The organism is Flavobacterium sp. CHNK8 (genome assembly GCF_019774515.1).
Classification (GTDB): Bacteria; Bacteroidota; Bacteroidia; order Flavobacteriales; family Flavobacteriaceae; genus Flavobacterium; species Flavobacterium tiangeerense.
The window spans coordinates 2,852,416-2,870,872 of sequence record NZ_CP081492.1; the positions used below are offsets into that span (position 1 = coordinate 2,852,416).

The window sequence follows — 18,457 nt, forward strand, 5'->3', positions numbered from 1 at the left end:
TTATGAAATTCAAAAAAAAACTATTTATCAACTTATTCTTGCTGGTTTTAACGAATACTATTTATTCACAAGACAATAACAAAAAGCTATTTTATACAGATGCTTTCTTTGTCACCTCCAACGAGAATAACTTTGAGTATATAAAAGAAATTGAAGGTTATGAGACCAATAAAGAAACCTACCCTGTAAAAATTTATTACAAGTCAGGTAAGATTTTTTTAACAGGAAATACTTTAGACAAAGATAGGGTGTTGCTACATGGTAAATGTTTGTATTTCTATGAAAATGGTAAAAAAAAGAGAATTGCAAATTATGAAAATAATAAATTAATTGACAAACAATTTTATTACTATGAAAATGGACTTTTCAAATTAGAATCAGAAATTGAAGTCAGTAAAAACAAAAAAGAATATAGTATTAAAATTCATAACTTTTTTGATGAAAACAATGATCAAAAAGTAACAAATGGAGAAGGTGAATTTGTTGACCAAGAATCGGACAATGAAACATCTTTCGGTGTTATTAAAAACTTTGTAAAAGAAGGTATTTGGAAAGGTCGTATTATTGATGAAAAAGTTGAATTCACAGAACAATATAACAAAGGTAAATTAACCTCTGGAAATAGCATCGACTCACTGAATAATAAGTACTCTTACAATTTAATTAGAGAGACAGCAAGCCCCAAAAAAGGGATGAATAATTTTTATAGCTATGTGAAAAATTGCGGTGTAATCCCAAAAAACATCGATGGTTATGTTACTGGTAAAATACTAGTGATTTTTGATGTAAACGAGAAAGGGGCACTAGAAAATGTTTCGGCCTATTCACAAGATCAGTTTGGCGTTACCGAGAATGCCTTGAAGTTAATTTCAAAATACGAAAATTGGATTCCGGGTAAATATAGAGGAATGTTGGTAAAAACACATTTTACTCTACCTATAACCTTCCAATAAAAGTGAAATTATATCTACCAAACTAATATGTGGTTCAATCCTTATCAAAATAAATGCCGATTATTGTTTCCTTATTCATAATTATTTTATACTTTTGCACCCGTCTACCAATAGATGGGAGACATACATAAGAATCATTAAATAATATTGGAATGTATTTAACTAAAGAGATTAAAGAAGAAATCTTCGCACAACACGGAGAAAAAACGAATACTGGAAAAGCTGAAGCGCAAATCGCTTTGTTTACTTACAGAATTAGTCACTTAACGGAGCACTTGAAAAAAAATCGTCATGATTATAACACAGAGCGCTCATTAGTATTACTAGTAGGTAAAAGAAGATCGTTGTTAGATTACTTGAAAAAGAAAGAAATCAACAGATACCGTGAAATTATCAAAGTATTGAATATCAGAAAATAATCAATAGAAAAGAGGTGCGAAAGTGCCTCTTTTTTTATTTTATATATTATTGTCTTTAAGTACTACAGAAGTCCTGACACAAAAGGGATTAGAGCTAAGACAAAATCACAAAATCAATTCATTTGAATTGATCATTAAAAAAAGTTTGGTTTTTCATTGGGTTTTAGGCATTAACTACGCAAAACAACAACTACAACACAACTAGAACCCATGTTTAACTAAAAAATTAAATTTATGATTCCACAATTATTTGTAGAAAGTATCGATTTAGGTGATGGCAGAAGCATCACAATCGAGACAGGTCGTTTGGCAAAACAAGCTGATGGATCTGTAGTAGTAAGAATTGGAAAAACTGTTATTTTAGGTACAGTTGTTTCCGCAAGAAAAGCAAGTCCAGGTATTGATTTTTTACCATTAACGGTAGATTATCGTGAAAAATTTGCAGCAGCAGGTCGTTTTCCTGGTGGTTTCTTCAAAAGAGAAGCACGCCCTAGTGACAACGAAGTATTAACAATGAGATTGGTAGACCGTGTTTTACGTCCGCTTTTCCCAGATGACTACCACGCTGAAGTTCAAGTTATGATCCAATTGATGTCTCATGACGAGGATGTAATGCCAGATGCATTAGCAGGTTTAGCAGCTTCGGCAGCACTTGCATTGTCTGATATTCCATTTGAAACTTTGATTTCTGAAGCTAGAGTTGGTCGTATTGATGGTAAATTCATCATCAATCCTTCTCGCGCACAATTAGAATTGTCAGACATAGACATGATGATTGGAGCTTCAACCGATTCTATCGCCATGGTAGAAGGAGAAATGAAAGAGATTTCAGAAGCAGAAATGTTAGAAGCAATTAAATTTGCTCACGAACACATTAAAGTACAAATTGCTGCGCAAGAAAGATTAGCTGCTGCTTTTGGAAAAAAAGAAGTACGTGAATACGAAAATGAAAAATCAGACGAAGCTATTTACGCTAAGGTAAAAGAAGCAGCTTACGATAAAATATATGCTATTGCAAGCAAAGGTTCTTCTAAACAAGAACGTACTGCTGCATTTGCAGAAGTAAAAGAAGAAGTAAAAGCTTTATTTACTGAAGAAGAATTGGCTGAAAATGGAGATTTAGTTTCTAAATATTTCTACAAAACCAATAAAGAAGCTGTTCGTAACGTAACCCTAGATTTAGGAACTCGTTTAGACGGAAGAAAAACTACAGAAATCAGACCAATCTGGTGTGAGGTAGATTATTTACCATCAGTACACGGATCTGCATTGTTTACACGTGGAGAAACACAAGCTTTGGCTACAGCTACTTTAGGAACTTCTAGAGAAGCTAATCAAATTGATTCTCCATCTGAACAAGGTGAAGAAAAATTCTACTTGCATTACAACTTCCCTCCTTTCTCAACTGGTGAAGCTCGTCCTTTAAGAGGAACTTCAAGAAGAGAAGTTGGTCACGGTAACTTGGCACAACGTGCCTTGAAAAACATGATTCCTGCTGATTGTCCTTATACAATTCGTGTAGTATCAGAAGTTTTAGAATCGAATGGTTCGTCTTCTATGGCTACCGTTTGTGCTGGTACATTATCATTAATGGATGCTGGTATCCAAATGATTCGTCCAGTTTCTGGAATTGCAATGGGATTAATTACAGATGGAGAACGTTTTGCTGTATTGTCTGATATTCTTGGTGATGAAGATCATTTAGGAGATATGGACTTTAAAGTAACTGGAACTTCTGAAGGAATTACCGCTTGCCAAATGGACATCAAGATTGACGGTTTGAAATACGAGATTATGGAAGCTGCATTGGCTCAAGCTCGTGACGGTCGTTTGCATATTCTTGAAAAATTAATTGAAACTCTTGCTGCTCCAAAAGAAGATGTGAAACCATACGCTCCAAAAATTATCACCAGAACTATTCCTGGTAACTTTATTGGTGCTTTAATTGGACCTGGTGGAAAAGTGATTCAAGAATTACAAAAAGCCACAGGAACTACTATCGTAATCAACGAGGTAGACGAGCAAGGTGTTATTGAAATTTTAGGAACTGATCCTGCTGGAATTGAAGCAGTATTAGCTAAAATTCAATCAATCACTTTCAAACCACAAATGGGTGAAGCTTACGAAGTGAAAGTAATTAAAATGCTTGATTTTGGTGCGGTTGTAGAATATACAGCTGCTCCAGGAAACGAAGTATTGTTACACGTATCTGAACTAGCTTGGGAAAGAACTGAAAACGTTACTGATGTGGTAAACATGGGCGATGTGTTTCAAGTGAAATACCTAGGACTTGATCCAAAAACAAGAAAAGAAAAAGTGTCTCGTAAAGCACTTATCGCTAGACCTCCACGCGAGGAGAAAAAAGAGTAATCAGATCTTAGTTTACTAAAGGTTTATTTATAGAAAATCCCGTTCGCCAATGCGAACGGGATTTTTGTTTTTCTAAAAGCACATAACGTTCTAATGTATACTAAACCGCATTAGGGATAGCAGTGGAAATCCTTTTTATGCGCCGCAGCAAATAAAAAGATTGTAACGCATAGCCCGATTCGCCGCGGCGAAAATGCCAAAAAAAATCTTTTTAAAATAAAATTTAAAAATAAATGTAACTTTTTTGCAACTCCTTACGTATAACTATTTGTACACTTTAAAATTGAGGAGACAACACCATGAGACAACTTAAAATTACCAAGCAGGTAACGAATCGTGAAACTGCATCATTAGACAAATACTTACAAGAAATTGGAAAAGTTGATCTTATTACGGCTGATGAAGAGGTAGAGTTAGCACAAAAGATTAAAGCTGGTGACCAGCGCGCCTTAGAGAAATTAACAAAAGCCAACTTACGTTTCGTAGTATCGGTGGCAAAACAATATCAAAACCAAGGTTTAACCCTTCCCGATTTAATTAACGAAGGAAACCTTGGACTTATAAAAGCAGCACAACGTTTTGATGAAACTCGTGGTTTTAAATTCATTTCGTATGCTGTATGGTGGATTCGTCAATCGATTTTGCAAGCTTTGGCTGAGCAGTCTCGTATTGTTCGTTTGCCTTTGAACAAAATTGGTTCTATCAACAAAATCAACAAGATGTACGCTTTATTAGAGCAATCTAACGAGCGTCCGCCATCTGCTGAGGAAATTGCAAAAGAACTTGACATGACCGTAAATGATGTAAAAGAGTCTATGAAAAACTCTGGCCGTCACTTATCCATGGATGCTCCACTTGTAGAAGGTGAAGATTCTAACCTTTACGATGTATTGCGTTCTGGAGAGTCTCCAAACCCAGATAGAGAGTTAATTCACGAGTCATTACGTACCGAAATTGAGCGTTCTCTTGAAACTCTTACACCTCGTGAGGCTGATGTAGTTCGTTTGTATTTTGGTCTTGGTGACCAACACCCAATGACTTTAGAAGAAATTGGAGAAACTTTCGACCTAACTCGTGAGCGTGTGCGTCAAATCAAGGAAAAAGCAATCCGTAGATTAAAACACACTTCTAGAAGTAAAATTTTAAAAACCTATTTAGGATAACTATATTTGTTTCAAGTTTAAAGTTTAAAGTTGCTCAAAACATCTTGAAACCTTAAACTTAAAACTTTTTTAAAGCAAACAACAGTCTGATTAACTGTTCGTTTTTTGATTGATGATTGAAACCTCGGCTGATTACCGAGGTTTTATTTTTTTAATAACACCTCGGTCTGTTCTCCGCCACGGCAGATCGAGTTTCCGAAGTTTTATTTTTTTCAATATAACCACAAATCACTATTTACTGAGAACTAATCACTGAATACTGTTCACTACTCACCACTCACTATTCACTTCTCACTATTCACTTCTCACTTTAAAGACGTAACCCTCCGTAAAAACTTCGGGTCGGGCAATTCGCTGTATCTCTCCGTTGAACTACGAGGATGCCGCTTCTATCCCTTACGCAACCTTCGTTACTAAAAGTCGTTGTTTCTTCTTAATGAAAAAGTACCGCAATTGGTCTAAAAAAACTATTTTTGCACAAACAACAACTTAAGAATCTGAAAACATATTCAGCTTAAACAACTACACAATGAAAAATACACTTATTGCTCCATCAGTATTAGCGGCTGATTTTGGAAACCTACAACGAGACATTGAAATGATCAACAACAGTGAAGCTGATTGGTTTCATATAGACATCATGGACGGCGTTTTTGTACCTAATATTTCATACGGAATGCCAGTACTTGAAGCCATTGCTAAACACGCTACAAAAACTATTGATGTCCATTTAATGATTGTAGATCCAGATCGCTACATCAAAACATTTGCTGGACTTGGAGCCAATATCCTTAGCGTACATTACGAAGCGTGTACACATTTACACAGAACACTACAGGCCATAAAAGCAGAAGGAATGAAAGCAGGGGTTGCCATTAACCCGCATACTTCAATTGACCTGCTAGAAGATGTTATTAATGACATTGATTTGGTTTGTATCATGAGTGTGAATCCTGGTTTTGGTGGTCAATCATTTATTGAAAACACCTATTCTAAAGTTGAAAAACTAAAAGCCTTAATTACAAGAAAAGGAGCCAACACTCTAATTGAAGTTGACGGTGGTGTAACTAGTTCTAATGCAAAACAACTTGTTGAAGCAGGAGCGGATGTTCTTGTTGCAGGAAGTTTTGTTTTTAAAGCAACAGACCCTGTACAAACAATTCAAGATCTAAAAAAGCTTACCACTTTTTAGTACAAAATGGCGCCTAGTGCGCCATTTTTATTGATTTTCTTTATAGTTTATCATGGTGACAACATGATCATACAAATCTGGATGTACGGTTTTAAATTGAGCTGGTGTTTCAAAGAAATGTTCTAAAACTACTGCTAAAAATTCAAATTGATTTTCATACGCATAGGATCTAAAATACTGAGCATCGCTTAATGAGGAGCTTAAAACCGAATCAGAAAAATACTTGACTACTTCATTAAAGGCATCAAAAAAGATAATAGAACTGGGATCGTTATTTTTCATACAATGAAAATGCATTACATGCGTAAATTCATGTAATCCTAGATTCAAATTATCAGTTGAACTTAAATGACCTAAGATAAAATCCTCCCAAGAAAAAACTACTGCTTTCATCATGGGATTAAACTCGCCTTTGTGAAAAACTTCATTTTCGGTTGAGAAGTATACCGTAGGATAAATTACAATTCGCTTGAACAACGGAACAAGATAATTACGCATCCCAAAGGTAAGCATGACATAAGTAGCTGCTATTAGCAATCGCATTTGCTCTGTAACTACAAGATCTTTACCTATAAATTGATATTGTTTTGTGAACATAAGTATTCTATGTTCAAAATACTCTTTTCTTTTAGTCGATAAGGTACTGTAATAAGGAAAATCGTCTGATAAAATTTTACGCTGATGGGGCTTCAGTCTTTTAGAGAAAGGATACCAATGTATGAACAATGGCTTATTAAAGAACATCATATAAGAGGGCTCAATAACTTTAAACAGTATAAATAAAAGAAAAAAGAGACCTATAAAAACTGTCAAAACTACTTGGACAACCATATTAAAGTAATTCATTAAAAAAATGCCTCAAAAAACTCAAGAAAACTTGTAATTTTTTAAGGCATTTAAAAGTTAAAAAGTGGCCGCGACAGGGTTCGAACCTGCAACCCTCAGAGTCGAAATCTGATATTCTATCCAGTTGAACTACACAGCCATTTGATTAGAGATTTGTGATTAACGATTCTAGATTTATAATTGTTAATCTTGTATCTTAAAATTTAGGTCAATAATTTTTTAACTATTGTAGAAATCGTTTTCCCTTCAGCAGTTCCACCAAGTTTTGCTGATGCTAATCCCATAACTTTCCCCATAGAAGCAATACCTGATGCTCCGGTTTCGGCAATAATTGCTGCAATAACTGTTTCTACTTCTGCCTCACTCAATTGAGCTGGTAAAAATTTCTCAATAACTGCTATTTGCGCTAGTTCTGGCTCAGCAAGATCTAAACGGTTTTGCTCTGTGAAGATTCGGGCACTTTCTTTACGTGTTTTTACAAGTTTTTGTAGCAACTTAACTTCATCGTCTTCTGAAATTTCTTCTTTAGATCCTGTTGCCGTTTGTGCTAGTAATAGTTCTGATTTTATTGCTCTTAATGCTTCAAGTGCAACGGTATCTTTAGCTCTCATGGCGGTCTTCATTTCGTCCATGATTAATGTTGATAAACTCATATCTTATGTCTTTGTTTTTTCAATTATGATGAAACAGCAGTTACGGCGCACTGTTGCTTACTGCCCCAGATGGTCGTGAAAAGCCTTTTTAGGGCAAAAAGCAATTTTTTTCTAGGAGTTAAAAAGCGACTGAAAGAAGCTCTTTTAAGACTGTAGAAAAAAAGCGTTTTGTACAAAAAGCTTGCAACAACAGCTGGATTCAGGCTCAACAAAATTACAGTATTTTAACGGGAATAGCAACTGCTATCTGGTGGATTGTAGTAAAAAAAGAAACCCGAAAATCATATTAATTTTCGGGTTTCCTAGAATTAATTAACACCTTAATCTACGTTATCGTGTAAATACGAATTATTAGAACGCAATTGCAAATCATTGTTACTATCTGTACCAACAGATATCCTTGAATTTGCAGTATTCATTTGATTATTTGAGATATTTATACCCAATCGTTTGTAAGCAGGTTCTTTCTCATATTCATCAATTTTAGAAACATTATTATGAAACTTATAATTGAAATCTTTTAATTTCTTTCTACGCTCATCAGCTCTCATTCTTAAAGACTCTTCAATAGTCATTTCTGTAGGAGCAATGCTTTCAAAATCCATATGCTCAGCTGTTGTAGTATCTACTTGTTTCAAAGTGATATTCAATTCAGCTGGCGTAACCACTTCAGTTGCTTTTACTGCAGCTTTTGGCATAAACTCTGGTTCTTCATCCATATACTCCTCTAGCGAATATTTGATAATTCCATTGTCTGAAAGCTCTGTTACTGGTACAAATTGAACTGCTTCATTTACTTTAATTTCTTTAGTCTCATTTGTCAATTCAAAAATTACGTTATTGTCTTGTTTTTGTTCTGACACTTCTGATTTAAAAAGAGGTAAATCAAATGAAAATGATGTTTGCTCTTGTTTTTCTGTTGTTTTTGCTTGCACCAATTGTGGCTCTACTGCTGGAGTAGAAACTATAAAATCGATATCAGTAATAGGTGAAACAATTTCGAATGTTACGTCTAAATTGTTTATAAAATCAGACATTTCAACCAAGTCTTCATTATTGATCGTTGGTGTGTTTACAACTGGAGTTTTTACAACTACTTCGTCCTCCATTAAATCAAATACAATTCTATCATTTGCAGAAGACGCTTTTGGAGTCTCCATATTTAAGTCAAATGCAGTTACAGAATTGTTTATTAAATTGTACACACTTTTTTGCTCATCCCCTAGCGTATGAATTATCTTTTTAGGCTCTGTGTTTACAATCTCATTTTGTTGTTCTATGTCAAATCCTGTTGCAATAATAGTTACTGCAATAGCATCACCAAGAGACTCATCCTCACCTACACCCATGATGATATTGGCATTATGTCCCGCTTCGTTTTGAATGTGATCATTGATTTCCCCAATTTCATCGATAGTAATTTCATTAGTACCAGAAACGATAAGCAACAATACGTTTTTGGCACCAGTAATTTTGTTATCGTTTAATAATGGCGAATCTAGAGCTGCAATAATAGCCTCTTTTGCTCTGTTCTCACCTGATGAAACTGATGAACCCATAATTGCGGTTCCACTATTATACAAAACCGTTTTAGCATCTCTTAAATCGATATTTTGAGTATAGTGATGCGTAATTACTTCGGCAATTCCGCGTGAAGCAGTTGCCAAGACTTCATCCGCTTTAGAAAATCCTGCTTTAAAACCAAGGTTTCCATAAACTTCTCTTAGTTTGTTATTGTTTATAACAATTAAGGAATCTACTTGTTTACGTAATTTTTCAATTCCAATTAAAGCTTGCTCTTGACGCACTTTACCTTCAAAAAGAAACGGTAGCGTAACTATACCTACTGTTAAAATATCTCTTTCCTTAGCTAGTTGAGCAATTACTGGAGCTGCACCGGTACCTGTACCACCACCCATACCAGCGGTAATAAAAACCATCTTGGTATTTTGATCCAACATTTTTTCAATTTCGGAGATGCTCTCTATAGCTGACTGCTGTCCTACATCAGGATTAGCACCTGCGCCTAACCCCTCGGTAAGATGAACACCCAACTGTATTTTATTTGGCACTGAACTGCTATGTAAAGCTTGAGAATCTGTATTACACACTATGAAGTCAACGCCTTTTATTCCTTGCTTAAACATGTGGTTGATAGCGTTACTTCCGCCTCCACCGACCCCTATAACTTTTATTACATTTGATTGGTTTTTAGGTAAATCAAATGAAATACTTCCAAATTCTGTGTTGCTTGGCATAATTTTGGGTTTTTTGAAATTATTATTAATTCTTAGCTTCTTTTTTGAGTTTTATTCTGCATTATCAAGAAATTCTTTGATCCTATCCACATAACGATCAAAGAAGTTTTTTTGAATTCTAGTTGCGGTAGAATCCGGTTGTTTCTCTTTAATATTGTATTCTTCCTCTATTGCAATTTCAGACACTTCATTTACAGGAGTTGGTGCCACAGCCACGGGCGCTCTATAAACTGGTTGCTCTTTTACTGGAGCAACAAGATCCAATCGTACTGCACTTTGAGTTTTGTTTTCTATACTTTTCATTACTAACCCCACAGCTGTTGCATATAAAGGACTTGATATTTCCTCATCTGAATTCCCTGCTAGGTGCTCATTTGGATAGCCTATTCTGGTATCCATTCCTGTTATATATTCTACTAGTTGTTTTATATGTTTCAACTGAGCTCCACCACCAGTTAATACAATACCTGCAATTAATTTCTTTCTTGGATCTTCATGACCATAAGCTTTCACTTCGGTAAAAACTTGTTCAATTATTTCAACTACACGTGCGTTAATAATTTTAGAAAGATTTTTCAATGAAATTTCTTTTGGCTCTCTTCCTCTTAATCCTGGTATTGATACAATTTCATTGTCACGGTTTTCTCCTGGCCAAGCAGACCCAAACTTCACTTTTAAAAGTTCAGCTTGCTTTTCAATAATAGAACATCCTTCCTTAATATCATCAGTAATAACATTCCCTCCAAAAGGGATGACAGCGGTATGACGAATGATTCCATCTTTAAAAATGGCTAAATCAGTGGTTCCACCCCCAATATCAATTAAAGCAACTCCAGCCTCTTTTTCTTCTTGACTTAAAACCGCATCAGCAGAAGCTAATGGCTCCAGTGTAAGCCCAGAAAGCTCAATACCCGAACTTTGAATGCAACGCCCAACATTTCTAATGGAAGCTGCTTGCCCTACAACCACGTGAAAACTTGCTTCGAGTCTTCCACCATACATTCCTATCGGTTCCTTAATCTCTGATTGACCATCAATTTTAAATTCTTGAGGCAAGACATGGATAATTTCTTCTCCAGGTAACATGGCTAATTTATTCACTTGATCAATAAGAAGTTGTATGTCACTTTCGCCTATTACTTCTTCTGGATTGTGTCTGCTAATATAATCTGTATGTTGAATACTACGTATATGCTGACCAGCAATACCTACTACTACATCTTTAATTTTAAAACCTGAATTATTTTCGGCATCTTGGATTGCTTGTTGTATAGACTGTATAGTTTGCGTAATATTATTAACCACGCCTCTAGCCACACCAAGACTTTTAGATTTACCTAAACCTAAAATTTCCAGTTTACCATACTCATTTTTTTTGCCTATCATGGCAACTATCTTAGTTGTCCCAATATCTAGTCCTACTGCAATCTTCTCTTTTTCCATTATCAATTATTTAGTGCAAACTACTTGATCCGTAAATCGGAGGTCAATTTTTTTATATTTATACAAAGAACCATCCAAAACAGCCTTTTGAAAAAAAGCTTTGTAATTCCTAAATTTTAACACCGAAAAATTCAGACTACCAAAATCTATTTGATAATCAAAATTTCTATTGTGCATAATTAAGCTACCGTTTGGCATTATTTGTATCCCAATGATGTTTTTTTTCAAAAATTCATCATCGTAAATAACTCGAAATAATTTTGTTAATTCTTCGCTATTTTTTTTATTTCTCGCTCCTGAAACAAGCGGTACTCTGGCTGTAAAGTTATCTGACAAAGGCATTTTACCGCCTTGATAATCAATATAAAAAGACTTACCATTATCAAACACCCTAGCAATTGGAGTCTTTTGTTCTACCACTGCTTTCAACACGCCATCAATGGTCACATATACTTCTGATTTTTTAATCATAGCATGTGAATCAATAGTGGTTTCTAGTTTATTCAAATCTAAATTAACTTTTTGAATACTTCTTACGTTGTCACTATTTTCTATCAACAATTTATTAACTATTTCTTGTTTAACAAATGGCGAATTAACTCCCACAAATGTTACTGTAGATTGCTTCAGTTTTCTATTTTCATTTCGTTTTGATGTGAATGAAAATAAAAAAATCACCAGTACAAACATGAGCACTAATCGTACATTTGTCCAATTAAAGAGTTTCATTTAATGCTTTTTTAATTGTTGGAACCCATTCTCCTAAATCTCCCGCACCTATTGTAACAATAATTGTTGCATCACTGTTTACAATCTTTTGAACTAAATCTTTCTTTTCTACTAATTCTTTATGCTCATTAGTCATTTTTTGCAACAACCACTCTGATGTTATTCCCGGCATAGGCAATTCTCTTGCAGGATAAATATCCAAAAGCAAAATCTCATCAAAAGCCGATAAACTTTTGGCAAAATCATCCCCAAAATCATGAGTTCTACTAAATAAGTGTGGCTGAAAAATTGCCAACACTTTTTGGTTAGGATACAACTCTCTTACTGCTTGATGCACTGCGTTAATCTCAGTAGGATGGTGTGCATAATCATCAATATAGACTTTATGATCCGTTTTTATTTGATATGAAAATCTTCTTTTTATACCCTTGAATGACGCAATAGCTTTTGCAATAGCATCTTGAGGAGTTCCATATAAATTTGCCATACCAATTGCCATCAAGGCATTCATAAGATTATGTTTTCCGGGAAGTCCAAAATGCAAATCCTGCATCACACCAGATGGTGTTTGAACATCAAAAACATAACTTCCGTTTCCGACACGTACGTTAAACGCTTTATAAACAGCATCTTCATTTACGGCGCAGGTTATTCCCTCTAATGGCAAATCCTTTGTTATGAAAAGATTACTCTTATCTTCAATTTTAGAGGCAAACTCTACAAACGATTCTTCAATTGCAGCACTTGTTCCATAGATATCTAGATGATCCGCATCCATAGAGGTGATGCATGCAATATTGGGGTGCAAATGTAAAAAAGAACGATCAAATTCATCTGCTTCTACCACGGTAATTGTTTTACCGTTGCCTATTAAATTTGAATTATAATTCTCAACAATACCACCTATGAAAGCAGTCACATCAGCACCACTTTCATTTAAAATATGTCCTAAAATCCCAGATGTAGTTGTCTTGCCATGTGTTCCTGCTACTGCAAAACAAAACGTATTTTCGGTAATCAAACCTAAAACCTCTGCTCGCTTTTTTATTTCATATCCTTCTTCTAAGAAAAAGTTCCATTCGGAATGCGTTTTTGGAACAGCTGGAGTTACCACCACAAGCGTATTACTGATCAAAAAATCTTTTGGAATCAATTGAACATCATCTTCAAAATGAATTGAAATTCCAGACGCTATTAATTCACTTGTAAGACTTGAAGGGGTTTTATCATATCCAGAAACTTGCTTTCCTAATGTTTTAAAATAACGAGCAAGATTGCTCATCCCGATTCCTCCGATGCCTATAAAATAAACGTTATGTATGTTATTTAAATTCATTTCTGTTATATTCTGATAGTATTAAACTACTTTATCTTTTATTTATTTCAACAATGATACAATGGCATCCACAATGTCTTTAGTCGCATTAGGTTTAGCCAATTTTTTCATGTTATTACTCAAGTTTTTTTGAAGTTGTTCGTCATGAATAAGTTTGTTAAAAACTGACTCAAACTTTAAATCCAACTCACTTTCTTTAATAAGTAAAGCTCCGCCATTATCCACAATTGCTTTACCATTTTTGGTTTGATGATCTTCGGCTACATTTGGCGATGGTATAAAAATTGTGGGTTTAGCTACCAAGCACAATTCAGATACTGATGATGCACCTGCACGCGAAATCACAAAATCAGCAGCAGCATAAATTAAATCCATCCTGTCAATAAACGAAACTACTTGAACATTTTCCCTGTCAGAAAAATGTTTATACTCAGCCATATAAAAATTACCACATTGCCAAAAAACTTGTACTCCTGAGGCAATTAAAAAATCAAGTTCTTTTTCAATAAGCTGATTAATTCGTCTTGAACCTAAACTTCCACCCAAAACTAGAAGTGTTTTTTTATTATCGTCTAAATTAAAATACGATAAAGCTTCACTTCTTTTAGAATCGATATCTAATAAATCTTGACGAACTGGATTTCCTGTTAGAATGATTTTGCCTTGTGGAAAAAACCGTTCCAGATTTTCGTATGCTACACAAATTTTACTAGCCTTTTTACTCAATAATTTATTTGTAATTCCTGGAAAGGAATTTTGTTCTTGAATCAAGGTAGGAATACCACTCATCCCTGCTGATTGCAATAATGGCCCACTTGCAAATCCACCAGTACCTATTACAACATCTGGCTTAAACTCTTTTATGATTGATCTAGAGCGCCACAGGCTAGAAAGTACTTTTACAGGAAACAAAATATTATCAACGGTTAACTTTCGTTGTAATCCTGAAATCCATAATCCTTTTATAACATAACCTGCTTGAGGTACTTTTTGCATTTCCATCTTATCCTGAGCTCCAACAAATAAAAATTCAGCATCTGGAAAACGCAATTTTAATTCATTAGCAATAGCAATGGCCGGATAAATATGTCCGCCAGTTCCTCCGCCGCTAAGTATGAATTTATATTGTTTCATTTTAAAAAAATTTCGAATCCTATTTATTAAACACTGCCTTCATAGGATTTGTAGCTTTATCCTCTATAGAATAATCCTGCACCACTTCATACTCCTCATTAAGCTCTCTATCAATGAGCTTTTGCAACGCTTCTTCTCTTTTTGCAGCTTCCTTTTTTTCTTCTGCTATTTCTTCTTCTTTTTTGGTCACGCTAATAATGATTCCTAATGCAAAACATGTCATCCAAATGGAGCTACCTCCACTACTTATAAGCGGCAACGTTTGCCCTGTAACAGGCAATAGTTCAACAGCAACTGCCATATTTACCATGGCCTGAAAAACCATTGGAAAACCTAAACCTACGACCAGTAATTTCCCAAAAAGGCTATTGGCTTTATGAGAAGCCACAACAAAACGAAATAGCAACAACAAGTACAAGACAATTACTCCAACTCCGCCCACAAGACCATATTCTTCAATAATAATTGCATATATAAAATCAGATGAAGATTGCGGTAAAAAGTTTTTTTGGACACTTTTACCTGGTCCTAATCCGTATAATTTTCCTGATGCGATTGCAATTTTTGCTTTCTCTATTTGGTAATCATCTTCTCCAGGTTTATCACTGGTGAAATTTTCAACTCTACTAATCCACGTATCCACACGGTTGGGAAATGCATCAGGAAAAGTCTTTGCGATAATCATGAAAAAAGCTAACATCACAACTCCAGAACCAATAACAATACCCATGTATTTCAATGGATATTTGCCTATAAAAACTAGCATCAACACCATAGAAAAAATAAGGGCTGTTGTACTGAAATTTGCAGGCAAAATAAATATTAACGTTATAAAAACCGGCAACCATAGCTCCCACACAGAGGCTTTAAATGTTAAGAGCTCAGTTCTTTTTTTTGATAAAAAACGAGCTACAAATATAAACAACACCATGGAGGCAAGAGTTGAGGGCTGAAAAGTAACACCAATGAAAGGAATTTGAATCCATCTACTAGCATTAGCACCTGCAATTACTGTGCCTTTGAATAATGTAAACGCTAAAAGCAACCAAACAAAGTACAAGGACCCCTTTGCAATAGCTTTGAAATAATGATAAGGTACTTTGTGCACCATAAAAATTATTGTAAATCCTATTGCAATATGAACAATGTGTTTTACCAGATATCCCAGCGTATTACCATCTCCTTTTCCTATGTAAGCCAAATTACTACTCGCACTAAAAACAGGCATAAAAGACAACAAGGCTAATAAGGCCACAAATGACCAAATCCCTTTATCCCCTTTTAAATTGCTTATTAGTTTTTTCATTTTCATTCTTTGTTACCAATTCTAATCCTTTTATAGCAGAGGAATAAACTGCCCTTTACCACTTTAAAACACTATTTGCTTACAAACTTTTAACTGCTTGTTTAAATTGTTTACCACGATCCTCATAGCTTTCAAATAAATCAAAACTAGCACAAGCAGGAGACAATAATACAGTATCTCCTTTCTCTGATAAGCGCTGTGCCATTCGAACAGCATCGCTCATAGAAGTTACCTCAACCATCATGTCTACTACATTACCAAATGCGTCTATAATTTTTTTATTATCAACTCCAAGACACACAATTGCCTTAACTTTTTCTCGAACTAAAGACATTAATTCATTGTAATCATTCCCTTTATCAACACCACCAACAATCCATACTGTGGGTGCATTCATACTATCTAAAGCAAAAAAAGTAGCATTTACATTTGTAGCCTTAGAATCATTAATGTATTGAATGTTTTGAATCTTCAAAACCTTTTCTAAACGGTGCTCAACTCCTTGGAAATTTGACAAACTTTCACGGATAGTAGCTTTTCGAATTTGCATTAATTTTGCTACTGAAGTGGCTGCCATTGCGTTTTTCATATTATGTTTTCCCTCTAAGGCGATATGCTCTGTATCCATTGAAAAATCCTCTCGGTTAATTTTAATTTCCATTTTATTTTGTATTATGTAAGCTCCTTCGTTGAATGTTTTTGTCAATGAAAAAGGAATTAATTTTGCTTTTGTTTGATGAGTTGTTAACCAATTACTGATCGCTTCGTCATCTGCGTCATAAATTAGATAATCCTCCTCTGTTTGATTCATTGTTATTCTAAACTTTGAATCGATATAATTTTCATATTTATATTCGTATCGATCTAAATGATCTGGACTAATATTCGTAATTATTGCAATGTGTGGCTTGAAATTAAACACACCGTCTAGTTGAAAGCTGCTCAATTCAAGCACATAATAATCAAACTTATTATCCGCTACTTGCCAGGCAAAACTTTTACCTATATTTCCTCCTAAACCTACATTTACTCCAGCTGATTTCAACAAATGATACGTAAGCATGGTTGTAGTTGTCTTTCCATTACTACCCGTAATTCCTATAATGGTAGCATTTGTAAAAGGAGCAGCAAACTCAATCTCTGACATTACCGAAACACCTTTTTCTACTAGTTTTTTAACAATAGGAGATTTATCAGGAATACCAGGGCTTTTCATAACCACATCGGCATTCAAAATCAAATCCTCAGTATGCTTTTCTTCTTCCCACGGAATTGAATTGAGAGATAAAACCTCTTTATAATTCCCTTTTATTTTACCAAAGTCAGATACGAAAACGTCGTACCCTTTCTTTTTTCCTAAAATTGCAGTTCCAATACCGCTTTCTCCTCCACCAAGAATAACTAGTCTCATACTATCTCAATTTTAATGTAACTATGGACAGTATGGCTAACATGATGGCTACAATCCAAAAACGGGTAACAATTTTACTCTCATGATATCCCTTCTTTTGATAATGATGATGTAATGGGGACATCAAAAATATTCTGCGGCCTTCGCCAAAACGTTTCTTGGTATACTTAAAATAACTCACCTGAAGTACTACCGAAAAATTTTCTACTAGAAAAATACCGCACAACAATGGGATTAGCATTTCCTTACGAACTGCAATTGCTAGTACAGCAATGATACCCCCAATAGTCAAACTTCCCGTATCTCCCATAAATACCGATGCTGGATACGAGTTATACCAAAGAAACCCAATTAAAGACCCTACAAATGCCGCTATAAAAACCGTCATTTCTCCTGAGTTAGGGATATACATAATATTCAAGTAATTGGAAAAAATAATATTCCCCGATACAAACGTAAAAATACCTAACGCCAGCACTGAAATGGCCGATGTTCCTGCAGCAAGACCATCTATACCATCTGTTAAATTCGCACCATTTGAAACAGCTGTGATAATAAAAATTACCACTGGGATAAATATTAACCAGGCCCATTTTTCATAACCTTCACCTGTCCAAGCTAAAACTTCGGCGTAATCAAACTCATTATTTTTAAAAAACGGAATTGTAGTTGCTGTTGATTTCTCTTCAATAGGTGCTGGCAACACAACAGTGCTAGTAGTCGCTCTAAAAATATCTGATGTAGACGTATCTGTACGTACAGTAACACCAGCATGAAAATAAAGAACGGTCCCTACTATTAATCCTAAACCTACTTGTCCTATTACTTTAAAAATTCCTTTTAAACCTTGCTTGTCCTTTTTAAAAATCTTAATGTAATCATCAATAAATCCTATTGTTCCCATCCAAAGAGTGGTAACAATAAGCAATACTATATAAATATTGTGCAGTTTTGCAAAAAGTAAAACCGGAACAAGCGTTGCAAATATGATAATCAAACCACCCATTGTAGGAGTACCCGCTTTTTCATTTTGACCCGCTAAACCAAGTTCTCTAACCGTTTCTCCTACTTGCTGTTTTTGTAAAAAGCGAATGATTCGTTTCCCATAAATAGTAGACAATAATAGCGATAACATTAAGGCTAATGCTGATCTAAAAGTAATGTACTGAAAAACTCCTGTTCCAGGAACATCCATCATTTTGTCTAAATATTCAAATAAATAATACAGCATATATCTTTGTTTA

The 18,457-nt window shown here is 34.7% G+C and carries 15 protein-coding genes and 1 tRNA gene; 5 read left to right on the forward strand and 11 right to left on the reverse strand.

The annotated features are described in order from the left end of the window. Positions 1–2 precede the first annotated feature (2 nt). The 5 genes from K5V07_RS12385 (at position 3) to rpe (ending at position 6,097) form a co-directional block, all read left to right on the forward strand. Entirely contained in the window at positions 3–953 is a 951-nt protein-coding gene (locus tag K5V07_RS12385; RefSeq protein ID WP_221917715.1) for a hypothetical protein, read from the forward strand. 152 nt (positions 954–1,105) lie between these two features. Further along, positions 1,106–1,372, forward strand: a complete 267-nt coding sequence (rpsO, locus tag K5V07_RS12390; protein WP_086453034.1) for a 30S ribosomal protein S15 — start codon at positions 1,106–1,108, stop codon at positions 1,370–1,372. A gap of 234 nt (positions 1,373–1,606) precedes the next feature. Further along, on the forward strand, positions 1,607–3,742 hold the full coding sequence (locus tag K5V07_RS12395; protein WP_221917716.1) for a polyribonucleotide nucleotidyltransferase: 2,136 nt from the start codon (positions 1,607–1,609) through the stop codon (positions 3,740–3,742). A gap of 299 nt (positions 3,743–4,041) precedes the next feature. Further along, positions 4,042–4,905: an RNA polymerase sigma factor RpoD/SigA gene (locus K5V07_RS12400; RefSeq protein ID WP_026707723.1), complete on the forward strand. Its 864-nt coding sequence runs from the start codon at positions 4,042–4,044 to the stop codon at positions 4,903–4,905. A gap of 529 nt (positions 4,906–5,434) precedes the next feature. After that, the gene (gene rpe, locus K5V07_RS12405; protein ID WP_221917717.1) at positions 5,435–6,097 is read left to right on the forward strand and encodes a ribulose-phosphate 3-epimerase; all 663 of its coding nucleotides are present in this window, start codon (positions 5,435–5,437) and stop codon (positions 6,095–6,097) included. A gap of 27 nt (positions 6,098–6,124) precedes the next feature. Here rpe and K5V07_RS12410 read toward each other — a convergent pair whose 3' ends face one another. From K5V07_RS12410 to mraY, 11 genes are all read right to left on the reverse strand, one after another. Next, the gene (locus K5V07_RS12410; RefSeq protein WP_370632496.1) at positions 6,125–6,943 is read right to left on the reverse strand and encodes a zinc-dependent peptidase; all 819 of its coding nucleotides are present in this window, start codon (positions 6,941–6,943) and stop codon (positions 6,125–6,127) included. Positions 6,944–7,008: 65 nt separating this feature from the next. Further along, positions 7,009–7,082: transfer RNA gene (locus tag K5V07_RS12415), tRNA-Arg, on the reverse strand. A gap of 64 nt (positions 7,083–7,146) precedes the next feature. After that, positions 7,147–7,596 carry a GatB/YqeY domain-containing protein gene (locus tag K5V07_RS12420; RefSeq protein ID WP_221917719.1) on the reverse strand — a complete coding sequence of 150 codons (450 nt, stop codon included), beginning with the start codon at positions 7,594–7,596 and terminating at the stop codon, positions 7,147–7,149. 320 nt (positions 7,597–7,916) lie between these two features. Beyond that, positions 7,917–9,854, reverse strand: coding sequence for a cell division protein FtsZ (gene ftsZ / locus K5V07_RS12425; protein ID WP_221917720.1), 1,938 nt, complete (start codon positions 9,852–9,854; stop codon positions 7,917–7,919). Between the two features lie 51 nt (positions 9,855–9,905). Further along, entirely contained in the window at positions 9,906–11,297 is a 1,392-nt protein-coding gene (ftsA, locus tag K5V07_RS12430; RefSeq protein ID WP_182649960.1) for a cell division protein FtsA, read from the reverse strand. A gap of 6 nt (positions 11,298–11,303) precedes the next feature. Continuing rightward, positions 11,304–12,026: a cell division protein FtsQ/DivIB gene (locus K5V07_RS12435; RefSeq protein WP_221917721.1), complete on the reverse strand. Its 723-nt coding sequence runs from the start codon at positions 12,024–12,026 to the stop codon at positions 11,304–11,306. After that, a complete protein-coding gene (gene murC / locus K5V07_RS12440; protein WP_221917722.1) occupies positions 12,013–13,362 on the reverse strand; it encodes a UDP-N-acetylmuramate--L-alanine ligase in 1,350 nt (449 codons plus the stop codon). Before murC ends, K5V07_RS12435 begins: the two co-directional genes overlap by 14 nt. A 42-nt stretch (positions 13,363–13,404) precedes the next feature. Continuing rightward, positions 13,405–14,496 (reverse strand): undecaprenyldiphospho-muramoylpentapeptide beta-N-acetylglucosaminyltransferase, encoded by a 1,092-nt coding sequence (murG, locus tag K5V07_RS12445; RefSeq protein WP_221917723.1) that lies wholly within the window; start codon positions 14,494–14,496, stop codon positions 13,405–13,407. Between the two features lie 19 nt (positions 14,497–14,515). Beyond that, complete coding sequence (locus K5V07_RS12450; RefSeq protein ID WP_221917724.1) at positions 14,516–15,802, reverse strand: FtsW/RodA/SpoVE family cell cycle protein; 1,287 nt, start codon at positions 15,800–15,802, stop codon at positions 14,516–14,518. A gap of 79 nt (positions 15,803–15,881) precedes the next feature. After that, a complete protein-coding gene (gene murD / locus K5V07_RS12455) occupies positions 15,882–17,213 on the reverse strand; it encodes a UDP-N-acetylmuramoyl-L-alanine--D-glutamate ligase (protein ID WP_221917725.1) in 1,332 nt (443 codons plus the stop codon). A 1-nt stretch (position 17,214) separates the two neighbouring features. Continuing rightward, positions 17,215–18,444 (reverse strand): phospho-N-acetylmuramoyl-pentapeptide-transferase, encoded by a 1,230-nt coding sequence (mraY, locus tag K5V07_RS12460; RefSeq protein ID WP_221917726.1) that lies wholly within the window; start codon positions 18,442–18,444, stop codon positions 17,215–17,217. Between the last annotated feature and the right edge of the window lie 13 nt (positions 18,445–18,457).